Source organism: Kitasatospora sp. NPDC127067 (genome assembly GCF_042724755.1).
Classification (GTDB): Bacteria; Actinomycetota; Actinomycetes; order Streptomycetales; family Streptomycetaceae; genus Kitasatospora; species Kitasatospora lactacystinica.
This window is the reverse complement of record NZ_JBHXEM010000002.1, coordinates 54242-71513: the sequence shown is the minus strand read 5'-3', so window position 1 is coordinate 71513 and position 17272 is coordinate 54242. Positions and strand designations below refer to the sequence as shown.

Genomic DNA, 17272 nt, shown 5'->3' with positions numbered 1-17272 from the left:
TCGTGCGCGGGCCCCGGCCGCGCGGCGCTCAGCGGGCGGGGCGGAGCCAGACGGTGGAGAGCGGGGGGAGGACCAGTTCGGCGGAGCGGGGCTGGCCGTCCCACGCCACCGGCTCGGCCTTGACCGGGTGGGAGTTGCCGACGCCGCTGCCGCCGTACTCCTCGGCGTCGGTGTTCAGTGCCTCCTCCCAGAGCTGCTCGCGGCCCGCCAGCCGGGGCAGGCCGACCCGGTGCCCGTGCCGGACGACCGGCGAGAAGTTGCAGACCGCGACCAGCGGCGAGCCGTCGGCCGCGTACCGGACGAAGGAGAGCAGGTTGTCCTCGGCGGCGCCGCCGTCGAGCCAGCGGAAGCCGTCCGGGACGGTGTCCAGCTCCCACAGTGCCGGGGTGTCGAGGTAGCACCGGTTGAGGTCGCCGACCAGCCGGCGCACCCCGAGGTGGTCCCGGTGGGCCGGCCACTGCTCGTCGAGCACCCACCACTGCGGGCCCTGCTCGTGGTCCCACTCCGCACCCTGGGCGAACTCCTGTCCCATGAACAGCAGTTGCTTGCCGGGGTGGGACCACATGAAGCCGAGGTAGGCGCGGTGGTTGGCGCGCTGCTGCCACCAGTCGCCGGGCATCTTGGAGACCAGCGCCTGCTTGCCGTGCACCACCTCGTCGTGGGAGATCGGCAGGACGTAGTTCTCCGAGTAGGCGTACACCATCGAGAAGGTGATCTCGTTGTGGTGGTACTTGCGGTGCACCGGCTCCTTGGAGATGTAGACCAGCGAGTCGTGCATCCAGCCCATGTTCCACTTCAGCCCGAAGCCGAGGCCGCCGGCGTCGGTGGGCCGGGTGACCCCGTCCCAGGCGGTGGACTCCTCGGCGATGGTGATCACGCCCGGGCAGCGGCGGTAGACGGTGGCGTTCATCTCCTGGAGGAAGGAGGCCGCGTCGAGGTTCTCCCGGCCGCCGTACTGGTTGGGCGTCCAGTCGCCGCCCTCGCGGGAGTAGTCGAGGTAGAGCATCGAGGCGACGGCGTCCACCCGCAGGCCGTCGATGTGGAACTCCTCGCACCAGTACACCGCGTTGGCGACCAGGAAGTTGCGCACCTCCTTGCGGCCGTAGTCGAACTCCAGCGTCCCCCAGTCCGGGTGCTCGGCGCGCTGCGGGTCGGCCGGCTCGTACAGCGGCTCGCCGTCGAAGCGGGCGAGCGCGAAGTCGTCCTTGGGGAAGTGCGCGGGCACCCAGTCGACGATCACGCCGATGCCGTGCCGGTGCAGGGTGTCCACCAGGTGGCGGAAGTCGTCGGGGCCGCCGAGCCGGGCGGTGGGGGCGTAGTAGCCGGACACCTGGTAGCCCCAGGAGCCGCCGAAGGGGTGCTCCATCACCGGCATGAACTCCACGTGGGTGAAGTTCAACTCCTGGAGGTAGCGCGGCAGTTCCTCGGCGATGGCGTGGTAGGTGGTGAGGTCCGGGCGCCAGGACGGCAGGTGCAGCTCGTACACCGACATCGGTGCCCGGTGGTGCGCCGAGCGGGCCCGGCGGGCCATCCACTCGCCGTCCTGCCACGTGTGGTCGGAGGAGGTGACCACCGAGGCGGTGCCGGGCGGGCACTGGGCGGCCCGGGCGAGCGGGTCGGCCTTGTCCAGCACCCAGCCCTGCCGGGTGTGCACCTCGTACTTGTAGGTGGCGCCCTCGGCCAGGCCGGGGACGAACAGTTCCCAGATCCCGGACGAGCCGAGCGAGCGCATCGGGTGCCCGGTGCCGTTCCAGTGGTTGAAGTCGCCGATCAGCCGTACCCCGGCGGCGTTCGGCGCCCAGACCGCGAAGGCGGTGCCGGCCACGCCGTCGACGGTGCGCACGTGCGAGCCGAGCGCCCGCCACAGCTGTTCGTGCCGGCCCTCGGAGATCAGGTGCAGGTCGAGTTCGCCGAGGGTGGGCGGGGTGCGGTAGCCGTCGTGCTGGCGCAGCGGCTCGCCGTCGGGGTACGTCACCAGCAGGGTGTAGTCCGGCGGATCGCCGCCGGCCACCAGGCCGGTGAAGAGTCCGCCCTGCTGGTGGGTGAGTTCGGCCGGCCCCTGGGTGGTCTCCACGACCACCCGTTCGGCGAACGGGCGCAGCACCCGGATCGCCGTGCCGCCGAGCACCGGGTGTGCGCCGAGCAGGGCGTGCGGGTCGTGGTGCTGCCCGCCGACCAGCCGGTCCACCTCGGACGGCGGCAACGGTGCCTCGGGCAGCCGCAGCGCCCCGGCGGGGGCCGGGCGTCCGGCCTCCCGGGGTTCTCCGGCGGCGGGCCGGGGGGCGGATCGGGGCGGGGGCGGAGGCTCGGAGGCGGTCCCGGCATCCTCCTCCTCGGTCGCCCGGCGCGCTTCGCGGTCGTGGCCGGCGCGCCCTTCGGCCGCCCGCCCTTCGGCTGGGAGCGGTCCGGCCAGGAAGGTGGCCGGTACGGTGCGGGTGGGGCGGCCGGTCGGGTCGATCGGCGTCACGGCGGGGTCCTCCTGCGACGGGGGTGGGCGAACTCCTGCGGGCGGTACAGGAAGCGGGGGGTCAGACGGACAGGGCCAGCCGGTTGATCGCGGCCAGCGGGATCGGCAGCCAGCTAGGCCGGTGCCGGGCCTCGTACACCACCTCGTACACCGCCTTGTCGATCTCCAGCGCGCGCATCAGCTCCGGCGAGGCGGCCGGGTCGGCGCCGCCGCCGGCGGTGTAGCCGGCGCAGTAGGCGGTGCGGTTGCGCTGGGCCCAGGCGGCGGCCAGGTGGGCCAGCTCCGGGTCGACCGGGCCGCCGGCCAGCAGGTGGGCGGCCGCGTAGTCGAAGGAGCGCAGCATCGCGGCGACGTCGCGCAGGGCCGGCTGCGGCTCGCGGCGCTCGTTGACGGACTTGGCCGGCTCGCCCTCGAAGTCCAGCAGCACCCAGCCGTGCGGGGTGCGCATCGCCTGTCCGAGGTGCAGGTCGCCGTGGATGCGCTGGACCGGCAGACCGTCCGGGTGGGCGTCGGCGAGCTGCTGGAAGGCGGCGCGCAGCGCGGCCCGGAAGCGCAGCAGCCCGGGGACGGCGGCCACGGCGCTGTCCAGCCGGTCGGCCATCGCGCCGGCCAGGCGTCCGGTCTGGGTGCGGTCGAGCCGGGCGACCGGCATCGAGCGGGCCAGCACCCGGTGCACCTCGGCGGTGGCCCGGCCGAGCCGGTGCGCCTCGATGGCGAAGTTGCCCGGGGACCGGTCGCCCTTGAGCCGGCCGACCTGGTCGAGGGCCAGTTCCCAGCCGTCCTCGGCGTCCGGCAGGTAGCGCTGCAGCAGCCCGAGGGTGGCGGGCTCGGCGCGCTCCATCCGGCTCTCGAACCAGGCGGCGACCCGGGGGATGCGGGTGGACCCGGCCCGGGAGAGCGCGAGCGAGAGTTCGAGGTCGGGGTTGGTGCCGGGGTGGATGCGGCGGAACAGCTTGAGGATGTACGAGGTGCCGTAGATGACCGAGCTGTTGGACTGCTCGGCGGTGGAGGCGCGGCCGGGGAGGTTGGCGGGCAGCCCCGAGCCGGGGGTGCGGCGGAAGGACAGCGCGCCGAAGCGGTCGCCGGTGGCCAGGTGTTCCAGCAGCCGCCCGGTGAGTTCCGGGTCGTGCACCGCGTCGTAGAGGGTCGCGCCGTCGTACGGGCCCTGGCTGAGCCGGCCGAGTACGGCGCCGGGCCCGATGTCCCCGAGCCCGCCGGAGCGGATGCCGAGCAGCAGTTGGTAGATGTCGCCGTGCGGGGCGCCGGCCGTGGTGGCGTGCTCGACCCGTAGCAACAGGTGGAGCAGGGCCGGGTCGCCGACCTGCAGCGGGGTGCCGACCACCGGGGTGAGGCCGGTGATGGGCCGCCCCTTGCCGGCGTACCAGCGCTGGGTGGGCAGCCACGCCGCGATCAGCGGCAGGGCCGCCTGGACGAGTTCGCTGACGCCCAGGGCGGTTCTCCGGACCCCGGCGCCCCGGGTGCCCGCCGCGGCGGCGGAACCGGCGGGGGCGCCGTCCTGGAGGTGGGCTTGAGAACGGGAGATTTCGGACATGGCTCCCTTTCCCCGGAAGCACGCGGACTGCCCGACGGGTCGTGGCCGGGTCCGTCAGTCTTCCGGATTGCGGCGGCGCGGCGGTCGCGGCACGCGAGCACGGCTCGGGTGTCACGCCTTCGTGTGGGTGGCCGTTGGGCTGTTCTCCGTACGCGGTGGTGCAGAGAACTCCGGGGGCGCGGGGGTTCAACTCGCGCCCCCGGAGGGTCTGATGGTGCTGTTCACGCTGGTGTGCGGCGTGCGGCGGATCGTTACTTCGATCGCCTGGTCCCGCTCAGGCGCGGGGGCTGCCGGAGCTGGAACCAGTAGAAGCCGTGCCCGGCCAGGGTGAGCAGGTAGGGCCACTCGCCGATCGACGGGAAGCGCACCCCGCCGATCAGCTCGACCGGATACCGCCCGCCGTACTGCCGCAGGTCCAGCTCGGTCGGCTGCGCGAACCGCGAGAAGTTGTTCACGCACATGACCAGGTCCCCCTCGTGCTCGCGCACGAAGGCCAGTACGGCGGGGTTGCTGGAGGGCAGTTCGGCGTAGCCGCCGAGGCCGAACGCCGGATTGAGCTTGCGGATCTCGATCATGCGACGCGTCCAGTGCAGCAGCGAACTCGAACTGCTCTGCTGCGCCTCGACGTTGGTCACCTGGTAGCCGTACACCGGGTCCATGATGGGCGGCAGACTGAGCCTGCCCGGGTCGGCGGAGGAGAAACCCGCGTTGCGGTCCGGGGTCCACTGCATCGGGGTGCGCACGCCGTCCCGGTCGCCGAGCCAGATGTTGTCGCCCATGCCGATCTCGTCCCCGTAGTAGAGCACCGGGGAGCCGGGCAGGGAGAGCAGCAGGGCGGTGAACAGCTCGATCTGGTTGCGGTCGTTCTCCAGCAGCGGGGCGAGCCGGCGGCGGATGCCCACGTTGGCGCGCATCCGCGGGTCCTTGGCGTACTCCGCGTACATGTAGTCGCGCTCCTCGTCGGTGACCATCTCCAGGGTCAGCTCGTCGTGGTTGCGCAGGAAGATGCCCCACTGGCAGCCGCCGGGGATCTGCGGGGTCTTGGCGAGGATCTCCGACACCGGGTAGCGGGACTCCCGGCGCACCGCCATGAAGATCCGCGGCATCACCGGGAAGTGGAACGCCATGTGGCACTCGTCGCCGCCGGAGGCGAAGTCGCCGAAGTAGTCGACGACGTCCTCCGGCCACTGGTTCGCCTCGGCGAGCAGCACGGTGTCCGGATAGTTGGCGTCGATCTCCTTGCGGACCCGTTGGAGGAACTCGTGGGTCTCCGGCAGGTTCTCGCAGTTGGTGCCCTCGCGGGCGAACAGGTACGGCACCGCGTCCAGCCGGAAGCCGTCGATGCCGAGGTCGAGCCAGAACCGCAGCCCGGCGATCATCTCGTCCTGGACCCGGGGGTTGTCGTAGTTGAGATCCGGCTGGTGCGAGAAGAAGCGGTGCCAGAAGTACTGCTTGCGGACGGGGTCGTAGGTCCAGTTGGACGTCTCGGTGTCGACGAAGATGATCCGGGCGTCCGGGTACTGCTTGTCGTCGTCGGCCCACATGTAGAAGTCGCCGTACGGCCCGTCCGGGTCCGTCCGGGAGGCCTGGAACCACGGGTGCTGGTCGCTGGTGTGGTTCATGACGAAGTCGATGACGATGCGCATGCCGCGGGCGTGGGCGGCGTCGACGAACTCCATGAAGTCGGCGAGGTCGCCGAACTCCGGCAGCACCGAGGTGTAGTCGGACACGTCGTACCCGCCGTCGCGCAGGGGCGAGGCGAAGAACGGGGGGAGCCAGAGGCAGTCGATCCCGAGCCACTGGAGGTAGTCGAGCTTGGCCGTGAGCCCCTTGAGGTCCCCGACCCCGTCGCCGTTGCTGTCCTGGAAGGACCGCACCAGCACCTCGTAGAAGACCGCACGCTTGAACCAGTCGGGGTCGAGCGTCTTCTTCGAGGTCTCGGGGAAGGTGTCGGGGACGGGCTCGTTCACTGTCACGCTGGGTTCCTCCGAACCGTGAGGAGGTGAGCCGGCTCGGCTGAGGGATCGAGCCGGACGTAGTTGTGCCGGCCCCAGGTGAAGACGGCGCCGGTGAGCTCGTCGTGCACCGCGTACGGGCCGTCGCCGTCCAGCGTGACGGTGGCCTCCTGGACGTGGTGCGGGTCGAGGTTCACCACGGTGATGACCTGGTCGGTGAGCCCCTCGGGGGTGGTCGCGGTCTTGGAGTAGGCGAGCACCTGGTCGTTGTCGGTGGGGTGGAAGCGCAGGTCGCGCAGCTGCTGGAGGGCGGGGTGGCGGCGGCGCAGCCGGTTCAGCACGGTCAGCAGCGGGGCCAGGGTGTCGGTGCGGCTCCAGTCGCGCGGGCGCAGTTCGTACTTCTCCGAGTGGAGGTACTCCTCGGAGCCCGGGTGGGCCGGCTCGTCCTCGTACAGCTCGTAGCCGGCGTAGACGCCGTAGCTGGGGGAGAGGGTGGCGGCGAGCACCGCGCGGACCGCGAAGGCGGCCCGGCCGCCGTGCTGGAGGTACGCGTGCAGGATGTCCGGGGTGTTGGCGAAGAAGTTGGGCCGCATGTAGGCGGCGGCGTCACCGGTGAGTTCGGTGAGGTACTCGGTGAGTTCCGGTTTGGTGGTGCGCCAGGTGAAGTACGTGTACGACTGGTGGAATCCGATCTTCGCCAGGGTGTGCATCATCGCCGGGCGGGTGAAGGCCTCCGCCAGGAACACGACGTCGGGGTCGGTCCGGGCGACGTCGGCGAGCACCTTCTCCCAGAACGCCACCGGTTTGGTGTGCGGGTTGTCGACCCGGAAGATCCGGATGCCGTGGGACATCCAGAACCGGAGGATCCGGATGGTTTCCTTGACGATTCCGTCCATGTCCTGGTCGAAGTTGACCGGAAAGATGTCCTGGTACTTCTTCGGCGGATTCTCGGCGTACGCGATGGTGCCGTCCGCGCGGTGGCTGAACCATTCCGGGTGCTTGTTCACCCAGGGGTGGTCGGGGGAGCACTGGAGGGCGAAGTCCAGCGCCACCTCCAGGTGCAGCGCGTTGGCCTCGGCGACGAAGTGGTCGAAGTCCTCGATGGTGCCGAGGTCCGGGTGGACCGCGTCGTGGCCGCCCTCGGGGGAGCCGATCGCCCAGGGCGAGCCGACGTCGTGCGGACCGGCCGTCAGGGTGTTGTCCGGGCCCTTGCGGAAGGCACGGCCGATCGGGTGGACCGGCGGCAGGTAGACCACGTCGAAGCCCATCGCGGCGACGGCCGGCAGCCGCTCGGCGGCGGTGCGCAGGTTGCCCGGGCGCGGCGGCTCGACGCCGGTCGGGTCCACCACGGCGCCCTCCGAGCGGGGGAAGAACTCGTACCAGGAGCCGAACAGCGCGCGCTCGCGGTCCACCTGGAGCGGCAGCGGGCGGGAGGCGCTGAGCAGCTCGCGCAGCGGGTGGCGGACCAGCACGTCGAGCACCTCGGGGGCGAGCGCGGCGGCCAGCCGGGACAGCGGCGGCATGGTCGGGTCGCGCAGCGCGTCGGCGGCGGCCAGCAGGTCGGCGCGGCCCTCCTTCTTGGGCACCCCGGCCGCGGCCCGCTCCAGCAGCCGGGCGCCCTCCTCCAGGACCAGCGCGGTGTCGATCCCGGCGGGCAGCTTCACCGCGGCGGTCTTGCGCCAGGTGGCGACCGGGTCGCTCCACGCCTCCACCAGGTACGACCAGCGCCCGGGCGCGGTCGGGGTGACGTACGCGCCCCAGCGGTCGGTGCCCTCGGCCAGTTCGCGCATCGGCGTCCACGGGCCGCTGCGGCCGCGCGGGTCGCGCAGCACCACGTTGGCGTTGACGGCGTCGTGGCCCTCGCGGAAGACGGTCGCGGTGACCGGGAAGGTCTCGCCGACGACGGCCTTGGCCGGGCGGCGGCCGGCGTCGACGAGGGGACTGACGTCCAGGACGGGGATGCGGCCGATCACGGTGTCGCTCTCTGTCGTCTTGCGGGCGGAGGGCTTGGCGGAGGGCTTGGCGGAGGGCTTGGCGGCGGCCTTGCCGACGGTCCTCCCGGCGGGTTCGGCCGCGGTCCGGCGGGCGGCCGCCGGTTCGGCGGGCGCCTTGGCTGCGGCCGTCCGGCGGCGCGGCGCGGGATCGGCCCCGGTGCCGGCCTTCGGGGTGGTGGCCGACGCGGTGGCGGTGGTGCGGCGCGTGGTGGTGCGCCGGCGGGGCGCCGCGGTCCGGTCCTCCTCGCTTCCGGGGTGTCGGGTCGCGGAGGGCTGTGCCGCGGGGGGCTGGGCTTCGGAGGATCCGCCACCGACCGCCCCGGACGCCCTCGGCGCCGGCATCGCCGGATCTGTCCGAGTGTCAGAATCCATCCGTCCGGCGGATTCCGCGACCGCTGCGTCGAGGCCTTCGGCCACCGGTGTGGACTGGTCCCGCGTGTCGCCGTGCATGCCAAGCTCCTGCCCGAGATCGGCGGCAGCTCCCCGCGGGCCGGGGTCGGGCCGGGGGAGTACCGGAGGACTGCTGGGTGGGGAGGACGTGCCACCGGAGCCTGCCCGCGCCGCTGTTCCCGGCAACCTGCCCGGCGCCCGCCGAGCCGGTGGTGGGACGCCCCGGAGCCCGTGTGCGTCCCGGCGCACGCCTGCGCGGGCCACGCCCCGGCCGACCCGGTCCACCCGTGAACGAGCGGGCCGGGCGTCAGGACACGCGTCCGTGCGCGGTGAGCGCCGAATGGGCTAAGAAGGACGGGAACGGCCAACACGAAAAGGATTCGGACGTGCTGCTTCGCGGGGGACGCCACCCGTCGTCGCTCTCCCCACAGCACCAACGACCTTCGGTCATCCTCGCACCGGCGACAAGGTTTTTGCAGCGGTACGACAGTAGTTTCGGGCCTTCTCCCGGGTGGACGGGCCCCCGGAAATGGAGTCGTACCGAAGAGTTCACGTATTGGTAGCGCGGGCCCCCGAAATGTGCGCCTCGCGCGCCCCTCGTGCAGACCAATGCGCCGAATGCGATCTCATCAATAGCCCGAACGGATGCCCAATAGCCCACTTGACGCACTGTCGGGCCGACCGCCGAGGCTACGCTTCACGCCGTGAAGGCAATCCGCAGATTCACCGTCCGCACCGTCCTGCCCGAACAACTCCAGCCGTTGCACGAGCTGGCCCTCAACCTGCGCTGGTCCTGGCACCCCGAGACCAGGGACCTCTTCCGGTCCGTGGACCCGGAGGTCTGGGCCGCGACCGGCGAGGACCCGGTACGGCTGCTCGGGGAGGTCCCGGCCGCCCGACTGGCCGCACTCGCCACGGACCGGCGCTTCCTGCGCAGACTCGGCGACCTCGCCGACGACCTGCGCGAGTACCTCACCGGCCCCCGCTGGTACCAGAACCGGCAGCAGTCCGACGCCGCCCCGCTGCCCGCCGCGATCGCCTACTTCTCGCCCGAGTACGGCATCGCCGCCGCGCTGCCCCAGTACTCCGGCGGCCTCGGCATCCTGGCCGGCGACCACCTCAAGGCCGCCAGCGACCTCGGCGTGCCGGTCGTCGGCGTCGGCCTGTTCTACCGCCACGGCTACTTCCGGCAGTCCCTGAGCCGGGACGGCTGGCAGCAGGAGCGCTATCCGCTGCTCGATCCGGACGAACTCGCGGTCAGCCTGCTGCGGGAGGCCGACGGCACCCCCGGCCGGGTCGACCTCGCCCTGCCCGGCGGCCGCACCCTGGCCGCCCACATCTGGAAGGCCCAGGTCGGGCGGGTCCCGCTGCTGCTGCTCGACTCCGACATCGAGGCCAACTCGCCGGCCGAGCGGGACGTCACCGACCGGCTGTACGGCGGCGGCAGCGAGCACCGGCTGCTCCAGGAGATGCTGCTCGGCATCGGCGGCGTCCGGGCGGTGCGAACCTACTGCCGGCTCACCGGGCACCCCGCCCCCGACGTCTTCCACACCAACGAGGGCCACGCCGGCTTCCTCGGCGTCGAACGCATCCGCGAACTGATCGCCGACGGCCGGGCCGGCCTCGACTTCGCCGCCGCCCTGGAGGCCGTCCGGGCCGGCACCCTCTTCACCACCCACACGCCCGTCCCGGCCGGCATCGACCGCTTCGACCGCGAGCTGGTCGCCCGCCACTTCGGCGGCGACGCCACGCTGCCGGGCGTACCGGTCGACCAGGTGCTCGCGCTCGGCGCCGAGAGCTGGCCCGACGGGGACCCGAAGCTCTTCAACATGGCCGCCATGGGACTGCGGCTCGCCCAGCGCGCCAACGGGGTCTCCACCCTGCACGGCGAGGTCAGCCGCTCGATGTTCAACGGCCTGTGGCCCGGCTTCGACCCCGCGGAGGTGCCGATCACCTCGGTCACCAACGGCGTGCACGCCGCCACCTGGATCGACCCGGCGGTGGTCCGGCTCGGCGCCGCCGAACTCGGCGCCGAGCGCGCCGAGGAAGCGATGACCACCGGCGAGACCCGGCGCTGGAGCGGACTGGAACGCATCGGCAACACCGAGGTCTGGGAGCTGCGGCGCACCCTGCGGGCCCAGCTGGTGGAGGAGGCCCGCCGCCGGCTGCACGCCTCCTGGCGCCGGCGCGGGGCCGGCGCGGCCGAGCTCGGCTGGGTCTCCTCGGTGCTCGACCCCGACGTGCTCACCATCGGCTTCGCCCGCCGGGTGCCCTCGTACAAGCGGCTCACCCTGATGCTGCGCGACCCGGAGCGGCTGCGCGGACTGCTGCTGCACCCCACCCGGCCGGTGCAGATCGTCGTCGCCGGCAAGGCCCACCCGGCCGACGACGGCGGCAAGCGGCTGATCCAGCAGATGGTCGCCTTCGCCGACGATCCGGCGGTGCGGCACCGGATCGTCTTCCTGCCGGACTACGACATGGCGATGGCCCAGCGCCTCTACCCGGGCTGCGACGTCTGGCTGAACAACCCGCTGCGCCCGCTGGAGGCCTGCGGCACCTCCGGGATGAAGGCCGCGCTCAACGGCTGCCTCAACCTGTCCGTCCTGGACGGCTGGTGGGACGAGTGGTTCGACGGCCGCAACGGCTGGGCGATCCCCACCGCCGACGAGAGCGGCGGGGCGCTCGACCCGGACAGTGGCGAGGCCGAGCGGCGCGACGACATCGAGGCGGCCGCGCTCTACGACCTGATCGAGAACCAGGTCGCCGCCCGGTTCTACGACCGGGACGCCGACGGGCTGCCGCAGCAGTGGATCGCCATGGTCCGGCACACCCTGGTCACCCTCGGGCCCAAGGTGCTGGCCGGGCGGATGGTCCGGGAGTACGTCGAACGGCTGTACGCCCCGGCGGCGCAGGCCCAGCGGGAGCTGGCTGGGCAGCACGCGACCGGGCGGTTCACGGGCGCGCGCGAGCTGGCGGTCTGGAAGGCGAAGGTCCGGGAGGCGTGGCCGGCCGTCCGGGTCGAGCACGTCGAGGCGGACTGCCCGGCCGAGGCGCAGGAGCTGGGCAGCTCGCTGGCGCTGCGGGTGCAGGTCGCGCTCGGGACGCTGGAACCGGGCGACGTCGAGGTGCAGGCGGTCTCCGGCCGGGTGGACGAACGGGACCGGATCTCGGACGCCTGCCTGCTCGCCCTCAAGCCGGTCGGCGGGCCGGACCTGGACGGCCGCACCCGCTACGAGGGCTCGTTGGAGCTGTGCCGGACCGGCCCGTTCGGCTACACCGTCCGGGTGCTGCCCGCGCACCCCCGGCTGGCCTCGCCGGCCGAGCTGGGGCTGGTCGCCCTGCCGGCCGAGTCGGCCGGGATGGACGCCGGACTGCTGCGCTGACCCCGCGGGCGGCTGCCGTGCGTCCCGGCGGGGACGGCGGCGGCCCGCGGGGCGGCCGTGAACCGCGGCCGCGGCCGGGCCCGTAGGTCCGGTCGGGAAGTGGGGAGGCCCGGCCGGGTGCGTGACGGCGCACCCGGGCGGGCACATTCATGGGGCCCGGAGCCGGACCCTAGACCAGGCTGTCCCGCCAGGCCCGGTGGAGGGCGGCGAAACGGCCGGAGCCGTCGATCAGCTCCTGTGGGGAGCCATCTTCCACGATCCGGCCCTGATCCATCACCAGGACACGGTCGGCGATCTCCACGGTGGAGAGCCGGTGGGCGATGATCACCGCCGTCCGGCCGGCCAGCACGGTGCGCATCGCCCGCTGCACGGCCTGCTCCCCGGGGACGTCCAGCGAGCTGGTCGCCTCGTCCAGGATCAGCACCGCCGGGTCGGCCAGCAGGGCGCGGGCGAAGGCCACCAGCTGGCGCTGGCCGGCCGAGATCCGGCCGCCGCGCTTGCGCACGTCGGTGTCGAAGCCGTCCGGCAGGGCGGCGATGAACTCGTACGCGCCGATGTCGCGGGCGGCCTGCTCGACCTCCGCGCGGGTGGCGCCGGGGCGGCCGATCGCGATGTTCTCGGCGACGGTGCCGGAGAACAGGAAGGACTCCTGGGTGACCATCACCACCCCGCGCCGCAGTTCGGGGGTGGCCAGGTCGCGCAGTTCCACGCCGTCCAGCCGGATCCGGCCGTCGGTCGGGTCGTAGAAGCGGGCCAGCAGCTTGGCGACCGTCGACTTGCCCGCGCCGGTCGCGCCGACCACCGCCACCGTCTGCCCGGCCGGGATCGACAGGTCGAAGGGCGGCAGCACCTCCTTGCCGGTCCGGTAGGCGAAGCGGGTGCCCTCGAAGGCCACCGCCCGGCCCTTGCCGTCGGCCCGGGGCAGCTCGACGGGCTCGGCCGGCTCGGCGACGGTCGGCTCGTGGGCGAGCAGGCCGGAGATCTTCTCCAGGGCGGCGGCGGCCGACTGGTAGCTGTTCAGGAACATCGCCAGCTGGTCGATCGGGTCGAAGAGCCGGCGCAGGTAGAGCGCGAAGGCGGTGAGCACACCCAGCTCCAGCGCGTCGTCCACGACCAGGTAGGCGCCGAGCAGCACCACGCCGGTGGTCCACAGGTTGGCGGTGGCGCGGGAGAGGCCGACGTAGCGGGCGATCTCCAGCAGGCCGTCCGCCGTCGCGGTGGCGGACTGCTGGTTGACCACGGCGAAGGCGGCGTCGTTGGCCTTCTCGCGGCGGAAGGCCTGCACCGGACGGATGCCGTTCATGGTCTCGGTGAAGCGGACGATCAGCGAGGCCGCCGAGGTGCGCGAGCGCCGGTAGACCCGGCGCGAGCGGCGGCGGAAGGAGCGGGCGATCAGGGCCAGCGGCAGGAAGGCCGCCAGCGAGACCAGGCCGAGCCGCCAGTCCAGCACCAGCAGCAGCACCGAGATGTAGCAGACCGACAGGAAGACCGTCAGCAGCTCCTGCAGGCCCTCGGAGAGCAGCTCGCGCAGCGCGTCGATGTCGCTGGTGGCGCGGGAGATGATCCGGCCCGAGGTGTAGCGCTCGTGGAAGTCCAGGCTGAGCCGCTGGGCGTGCCGGAAGATCCGGCCGCGCAGCTCCAGCACGATGTCCTGGTTGACCCGGGCGCTGATCTTGATGAACGCCCACTGCAGCACCGGGCTGAGCAGCGCGCAGAACAGGTAGGCCGCGACCACCGCGATCAGCGGGCCGGAGTCGTGCTCGCGCAGCGCCGGGATGCCGCGGTCCATCGCCACCGCGACCAGCAACGGTCCGGTCTGGAGCGCGGCCTGCTGGACCAGGATGATCACCATCGCGATGGTGATCCGGGCCCGGTGGGGGCCGAGCAGCGAGCGCAGCAGCGCCCGGGGCGCGCCCGGTGGGACGGGGATGTCCTCCTCGTCGGCGGGAGGCGCGGGCAGCTCCTCCTCGGCCGGCTCGGCGGGCCCGGTCCGGACGGGTTCGGCGGTGGTGGTCATGCGCGCCCTCCTTTCGACGCGAGGGAGCCCTCGGGCACCGGGGCGGCCTCGCCCGACATCAGTTCTCGGTAGTGCGCGCAGTCGCGCAGCAGTTCCTGGTGGGTGCCGACGGCCGCGATCCGGCCGTCGGCCAGCACCGCGACCCGGTCGGCGAGCAGCACGGTGCTGGGGCGGTGGGCGACGACCAGGGCGGTGGTGGTGCCGAGGACCTCGCGCAGCGCCCGCTCGACCAGGGCCTCGGTGTGCACGTCCAGGGCGGAGAGCGGGTCGTCCAGCACCAGGAAGGCCGGGTCGCCGACCACCGCGCGGGCCAGCGCGAGGCGCTGGCGCTGGCCGCCGGACAGGCTCAGTCCCTGCTCGCCGACCTCGGTGTCCGGGCCCTGCGGGAGCTTCTCGACGAAGCCGGCCTGGGCGGTGGCGAGGGCGGTGCGCAGCTGCTCCTCGCCGGCGCCCGGGGCGCCCATCAGGACGTTCTCCCGGACGGTGGCGGAGAACAGGGTGGGCTCCTCGAAGGCGACCGCGACGAGTTCGCGCAGCCGCTGCCGGGGCAGCTCGCGGACGTCCCGGCCGTCCAGCGTGATGGTGCCGGCGGTGGCGTCGTACAGGCGGGGGAGCAGGGCGGTGAGCGTGGTCTTGCCGCTGCCGGTGGCGCCGACCAGGGCCATCGTCTCGCCGCTGCGGACGTGCAGGTCGATGCCGGCCAGCAGGTCGGGGCTGTCCCCGGGGGCGTCGGGGTAGCGGAAGCGGACGCCGGTGAAGCGGATGCCGTCCGCGGCGGCGAGTTCGGCGGCGGTGCCCGGGTCCGGGGTCTCCGGCTCGTCCATCACTTCGAAGAAGCGGTCGGTGGCGGTGGCCGCGTCGTTGCCGTAGGCGAGCAGCCAGCCGAGCGACTCGACGGGCCAGCGCAGCGCGAGCGCGGTGGAGAGGAAGGCGACCAGGGTGCCGGCGCTCAGGCCGTCGTTCGCCACCAGGTAGGCGCCGACGGCGAGGGCGCAGCCCAGCGCGATCTCCGGCAGGCCGACGGTGATCGCCCACAGGTTGGCGAGCAGGTGCGCCTTGCGCAGCTCGGTGCGGCGCAGCTCCTGGGACTGGGCGCGGAAGCGCTCGGCCATCGAGCGGTGGCGGCCGAAGGCCTTGAGGATGCGGATGCCGAGGACGGACTCCTCGACCACGGTGGCGAGGTCCCCGTTCTGGTCCTGGGCGCGCCGGGTGGCGCCGGAGTAGCCGGTCTCGAACCGCCGGGTGACCACGAACAGCGGGACGACCGGGATCAGGGCGATCAGGGCGAGCCGCCAGTCCTGGGTGAACATCAGCACCGTGCCGGCCAGGAACATCACCGAGTTGACGATCAGGAAGACCAGCGGGAAGGCCAGGAACAGCCGCATGGTGTACATGTCGGCGGTGGCCCGGGAGAGCAACTGGCCGGAGCCCCAGCGGTCGTGGAAGGAGACCGGCAGCCGCTGGAGCTTGGCGAAGAGGTCCCCGCGCATCGCCGTCTCCAGCCCGGCCAGCGGGCGGGCCAGCACCACCCGGCGGGTGTAGAACAGTGCCGACTCGACCAGGCCGAGGAGCAGCAGCAGGCCGACCAGGGGCCAGAGTCCGGCGAGGTCGCGCTCGGCGAGCGGGCCGTCCACGATCCGGCCGAGGACCACCGGGACGGCGAGGGTGCTCAGCATGGCGAGCGTCGCGGCCGTCACCGAGACGGCCAGCCGGCCGCGGACGGCACGGGCGTACGGCCACAGGCGCAGCAGGGAGCGGACCGCGGAGTGCCGCGGGCCGGTCCCGGTCCGGCCGGTTCCGTCGGGTTCGTCGGGCGGGTTGTCGTGGTCCTGCCTGTTCTCGGCCATCGCGGTGAGGGTAGGCACAGAGCCCGTCACTTCTCATCCGGTTTTTCGCCCCTGTCGGTGCGGCCCGCCGAGAACCGGCCACCCGAATGGCCGGGTCGGGCGCCAAGGACGGGGGCGCGCGCAGCCGTTCGTGCGGGGAGGAGTGCGCCGCGCGCCTCTTGCGAGCGCCCTGCTGATCGGTCGATGACACCTCCTGACGGATGCCCTTTGATGCGCGAGTGACAGGAGTGCACACATGACGGTCGAAACCGAACCCACCCCGGGGCCCGGCTCCGCAATCGTGCAGGTACGGGCCCAGCTCAGCCTCAGCACGACCGCGGCGCGGAACCTGGCGACGACGACCAAGTCGAAGCCGCAGATGCAGGAGATCACCTCCCGCTGGCTGCTGAGGATGCTGCCGTGGGTGCAGGTCAGCGCGGGCACCTACCGGGTCAACCGGCGGCTGAGCTTCGCCCCCGGGCAGGGCCGGGTGAGCTTCGCGAAGACCGGCTCCGCGGTGGCGGTGATCGCCCCCTCGCTGGCCGAGGTTCCGGCGCTGCGCGGTTTCGAGGACGAGGAGGTGCTGGCCGAGATGGCCCGCCGGTTCGTGCAGCGGGACTTCGCGCAGGGCGACGTGCTGGTGCGGGAGGGGGAGCCGATCGAGGAGGTGTTCCTGATCGCGCACGGCAAGGTGGACCGGATCGGCACCGGCAAGTACGGCGAGCAGACCGTGCTCGGCTCGCTCGCGGACGGCGGCCACCTCGGCGACGAGGCGATCACCGAGGGCGGCGGCACCTGGCCGTACACCGTGCGGGCGAACACCTCCGGGGTAGCGATGACGCTGTCCTGGCCGGTGCTCCAGGAGCTGATCGGCCGCTCCGAGCCGCTGCGCGAGCAGCTGCTGGGCTTCGCCGCCGACGTCGCGCAGGCGCAGAACGAGCACGGCGAGGCGAGGATCGACCTCTCGGCCGGCCACCGGGGCGAGTACGAGCTGCCCGGCGCCTTCGTGGACTACGAGCTGAAGCCGCGCGAGTACGAGCTGAGCGTCGCGCAGACCGTGCTCAAGGTGCACACCCGGGTCGCGGACCTCTACAACCAGCCGATGAACCAGACCGAGGAGCAGCTGCGGCTGACCGTCGAGGCCCTGCGGGAGCGGCAGGAGCACGAGATCATCAACAACCCGGAGTTCGGCCTGCTCGGCAACGCCGACTTCGACCAGCGGATCCAGACCCGCGCCGGGGCGCCCACCCCGGACGACCTGGACGAGCTGCTGAGCATGCGCCGTGACACCGACTACCTGTTCGCCCACCCGCGGGCGATCGCGGCCTTCGAGCGGGAGTGCAACCGGGCCGGCGTCTACCCGTCCACCGTCGACGTCCTCGGCAAGCAGCGGCCGACCTGGCGCGGGGTGCCGATCTTCCCGTGCAACAAGATCCCGGTGTCCGACCAGCAGACCACCGCGTTCATCGCGATGCGCGTCGGCGAGGACAACCAGGGCGTGGTCGGCCTCACCCAGGTCGGCATCCCGGACGAGGTGGAGCCGGGCCTGAACGTGCGGTTCATGGGCATCGACGAGAAGGCGATCGCCTCCTACCTGGTCAGCACCTACTACTCGGCGGCGGTGCTGGTGCCGGACGCGATCGGGGTGCTGGAGAACGTCGAGCTCGGGCACGCCCGCGGCTGAGCCC

The 17272-nt window shown here is 72.9% G+C and carries 8 protein-coding genes; 2 read left to right on the top strand and 6 right to left on the bottom strand.

The window, feature by feature from the left end:
* Positions 1 to 28: 28 nt before the first annotated feature.
* From glgB to ACFWJ4_RS01455, 4 genes are all read right to left on the bottom strand, one after another.
* Positions 29 to 2467, bottom strand: a complete 2439-nt coding sequence (gene glgB / locus ACFWJ4_RS01470; RefSeq protein ID WP_380538186.1) for a 1,4-alpha-glucan branching protein GlgB — start codon at positions 2465 to 2467, stop codon at positions 29 to 31.
* A 61-nt stretch (positions 2468 to 2528) separates the two neighbouring features.
* Entirely contained in the window at positions 2529 to 4019 is a 1491-nt protein-coding gene (locus tag ACFWJ4_RS01465) for a maltokinase (RefSeq protein ID WP_380538184.1), read from the bottom strand.
* A gap of 251 nt (positions 4020 to 4270) precedes the next feature.
* Positions 4271 to 5995: a maltose alpha-D-glucosyltransferase gene (treS, locus tag ACFWJ4_RS01460; protein WP_380348689.1), complete on the bottom strand. Its 1725-nt coding sequence runs from the start codon at positions 5993 to 5995 to the stop codon at positions 4271 to 4273.
* The gene (locus ACFWJ4_RS01455; protein WP_380538269.1) at positions 5992 to 7947 is read right to left on the bottom strand and encodes an alpha-1,4-glucan--maltose-1-phosphate maltosyltransferase; all 1956 of its coding nucleotides are present in this window, start codon (positions 7945 to 7947) and stop codon (positions 5992 to 5994) included. Before ACFWJ4_RS01455 ends, treS begins: the two co-directional genes overlap by 4 nt.
* A 1115-nt stretch (positions 7948 to 9062) precedes the next feature.
* Here ACFWJ4_RS01455 and glgP point away from each other — a divergent pair.
* A complete protein-coding gene (glgP, locus tag ACFWJ4_RS01450) occupies positions 9063 to 11741 on the top strand; it encodes an alpha-glucan family phosphorylase (protein ID WP_380538182.1) in 2679 nt (892 codons plus the stop codon).
* Positions 11742 to 11910: 169 nt separating this feature from the next.
* On the opposite strand, the gene ACFWJ4_RS01445 is transcribed toward glgP, so the two are convergent.
* Positions 11911 to 13758 (bottom strand): ABC transporter ATP-binding protein, encoded by a 1848-nt coding sequence (locus ACFWJ4_RS01445; RefSeq protein ID WP_380538180.1) that lies wholly within the window; start codon positions 13756 to 13758, stop codon positions 11911 to 11913.
* The gene (locus ACFWJ4_RS01440; RefSeq protein WP_380538178.1) at positions 13755 to 15605 is read right to left on the bottom strand and encodes an ABC transporter ATP-binding protein; all 1851 of its coding nucleotides are present in this window, start codon (positions 15603 to 15605) and stop codon (positions 13755 to 13757) included. Before ACFWJ4_RS01440 ends, ACFWJ4_RS01445 begins: the two co-directional genes overlap by 4 nt.
* A 235-nt stretch (positions 15606 to 15840) precedes the next feature.
* Here ACFWJ4_RS01440 and ACFWJ4_RS01435 point away from each other — a divergent pair, with 235 nt between their 5' ends.
* Positions 15841 to 17268 (top strand): family 2B encapsulin nanocompartment shell protein, encoded by a 1428-nt coding sequence (locus ACFWJ4_RS01435; RefSeq protein ID WP_380538176.1) that lies wholly within the window; start codon positions 15841 to 15843, stop codon positions 17266 to 17268.
* The last annotated feature ends 4 nt before the right edge of the window (positions 17269 to 17272 follow it).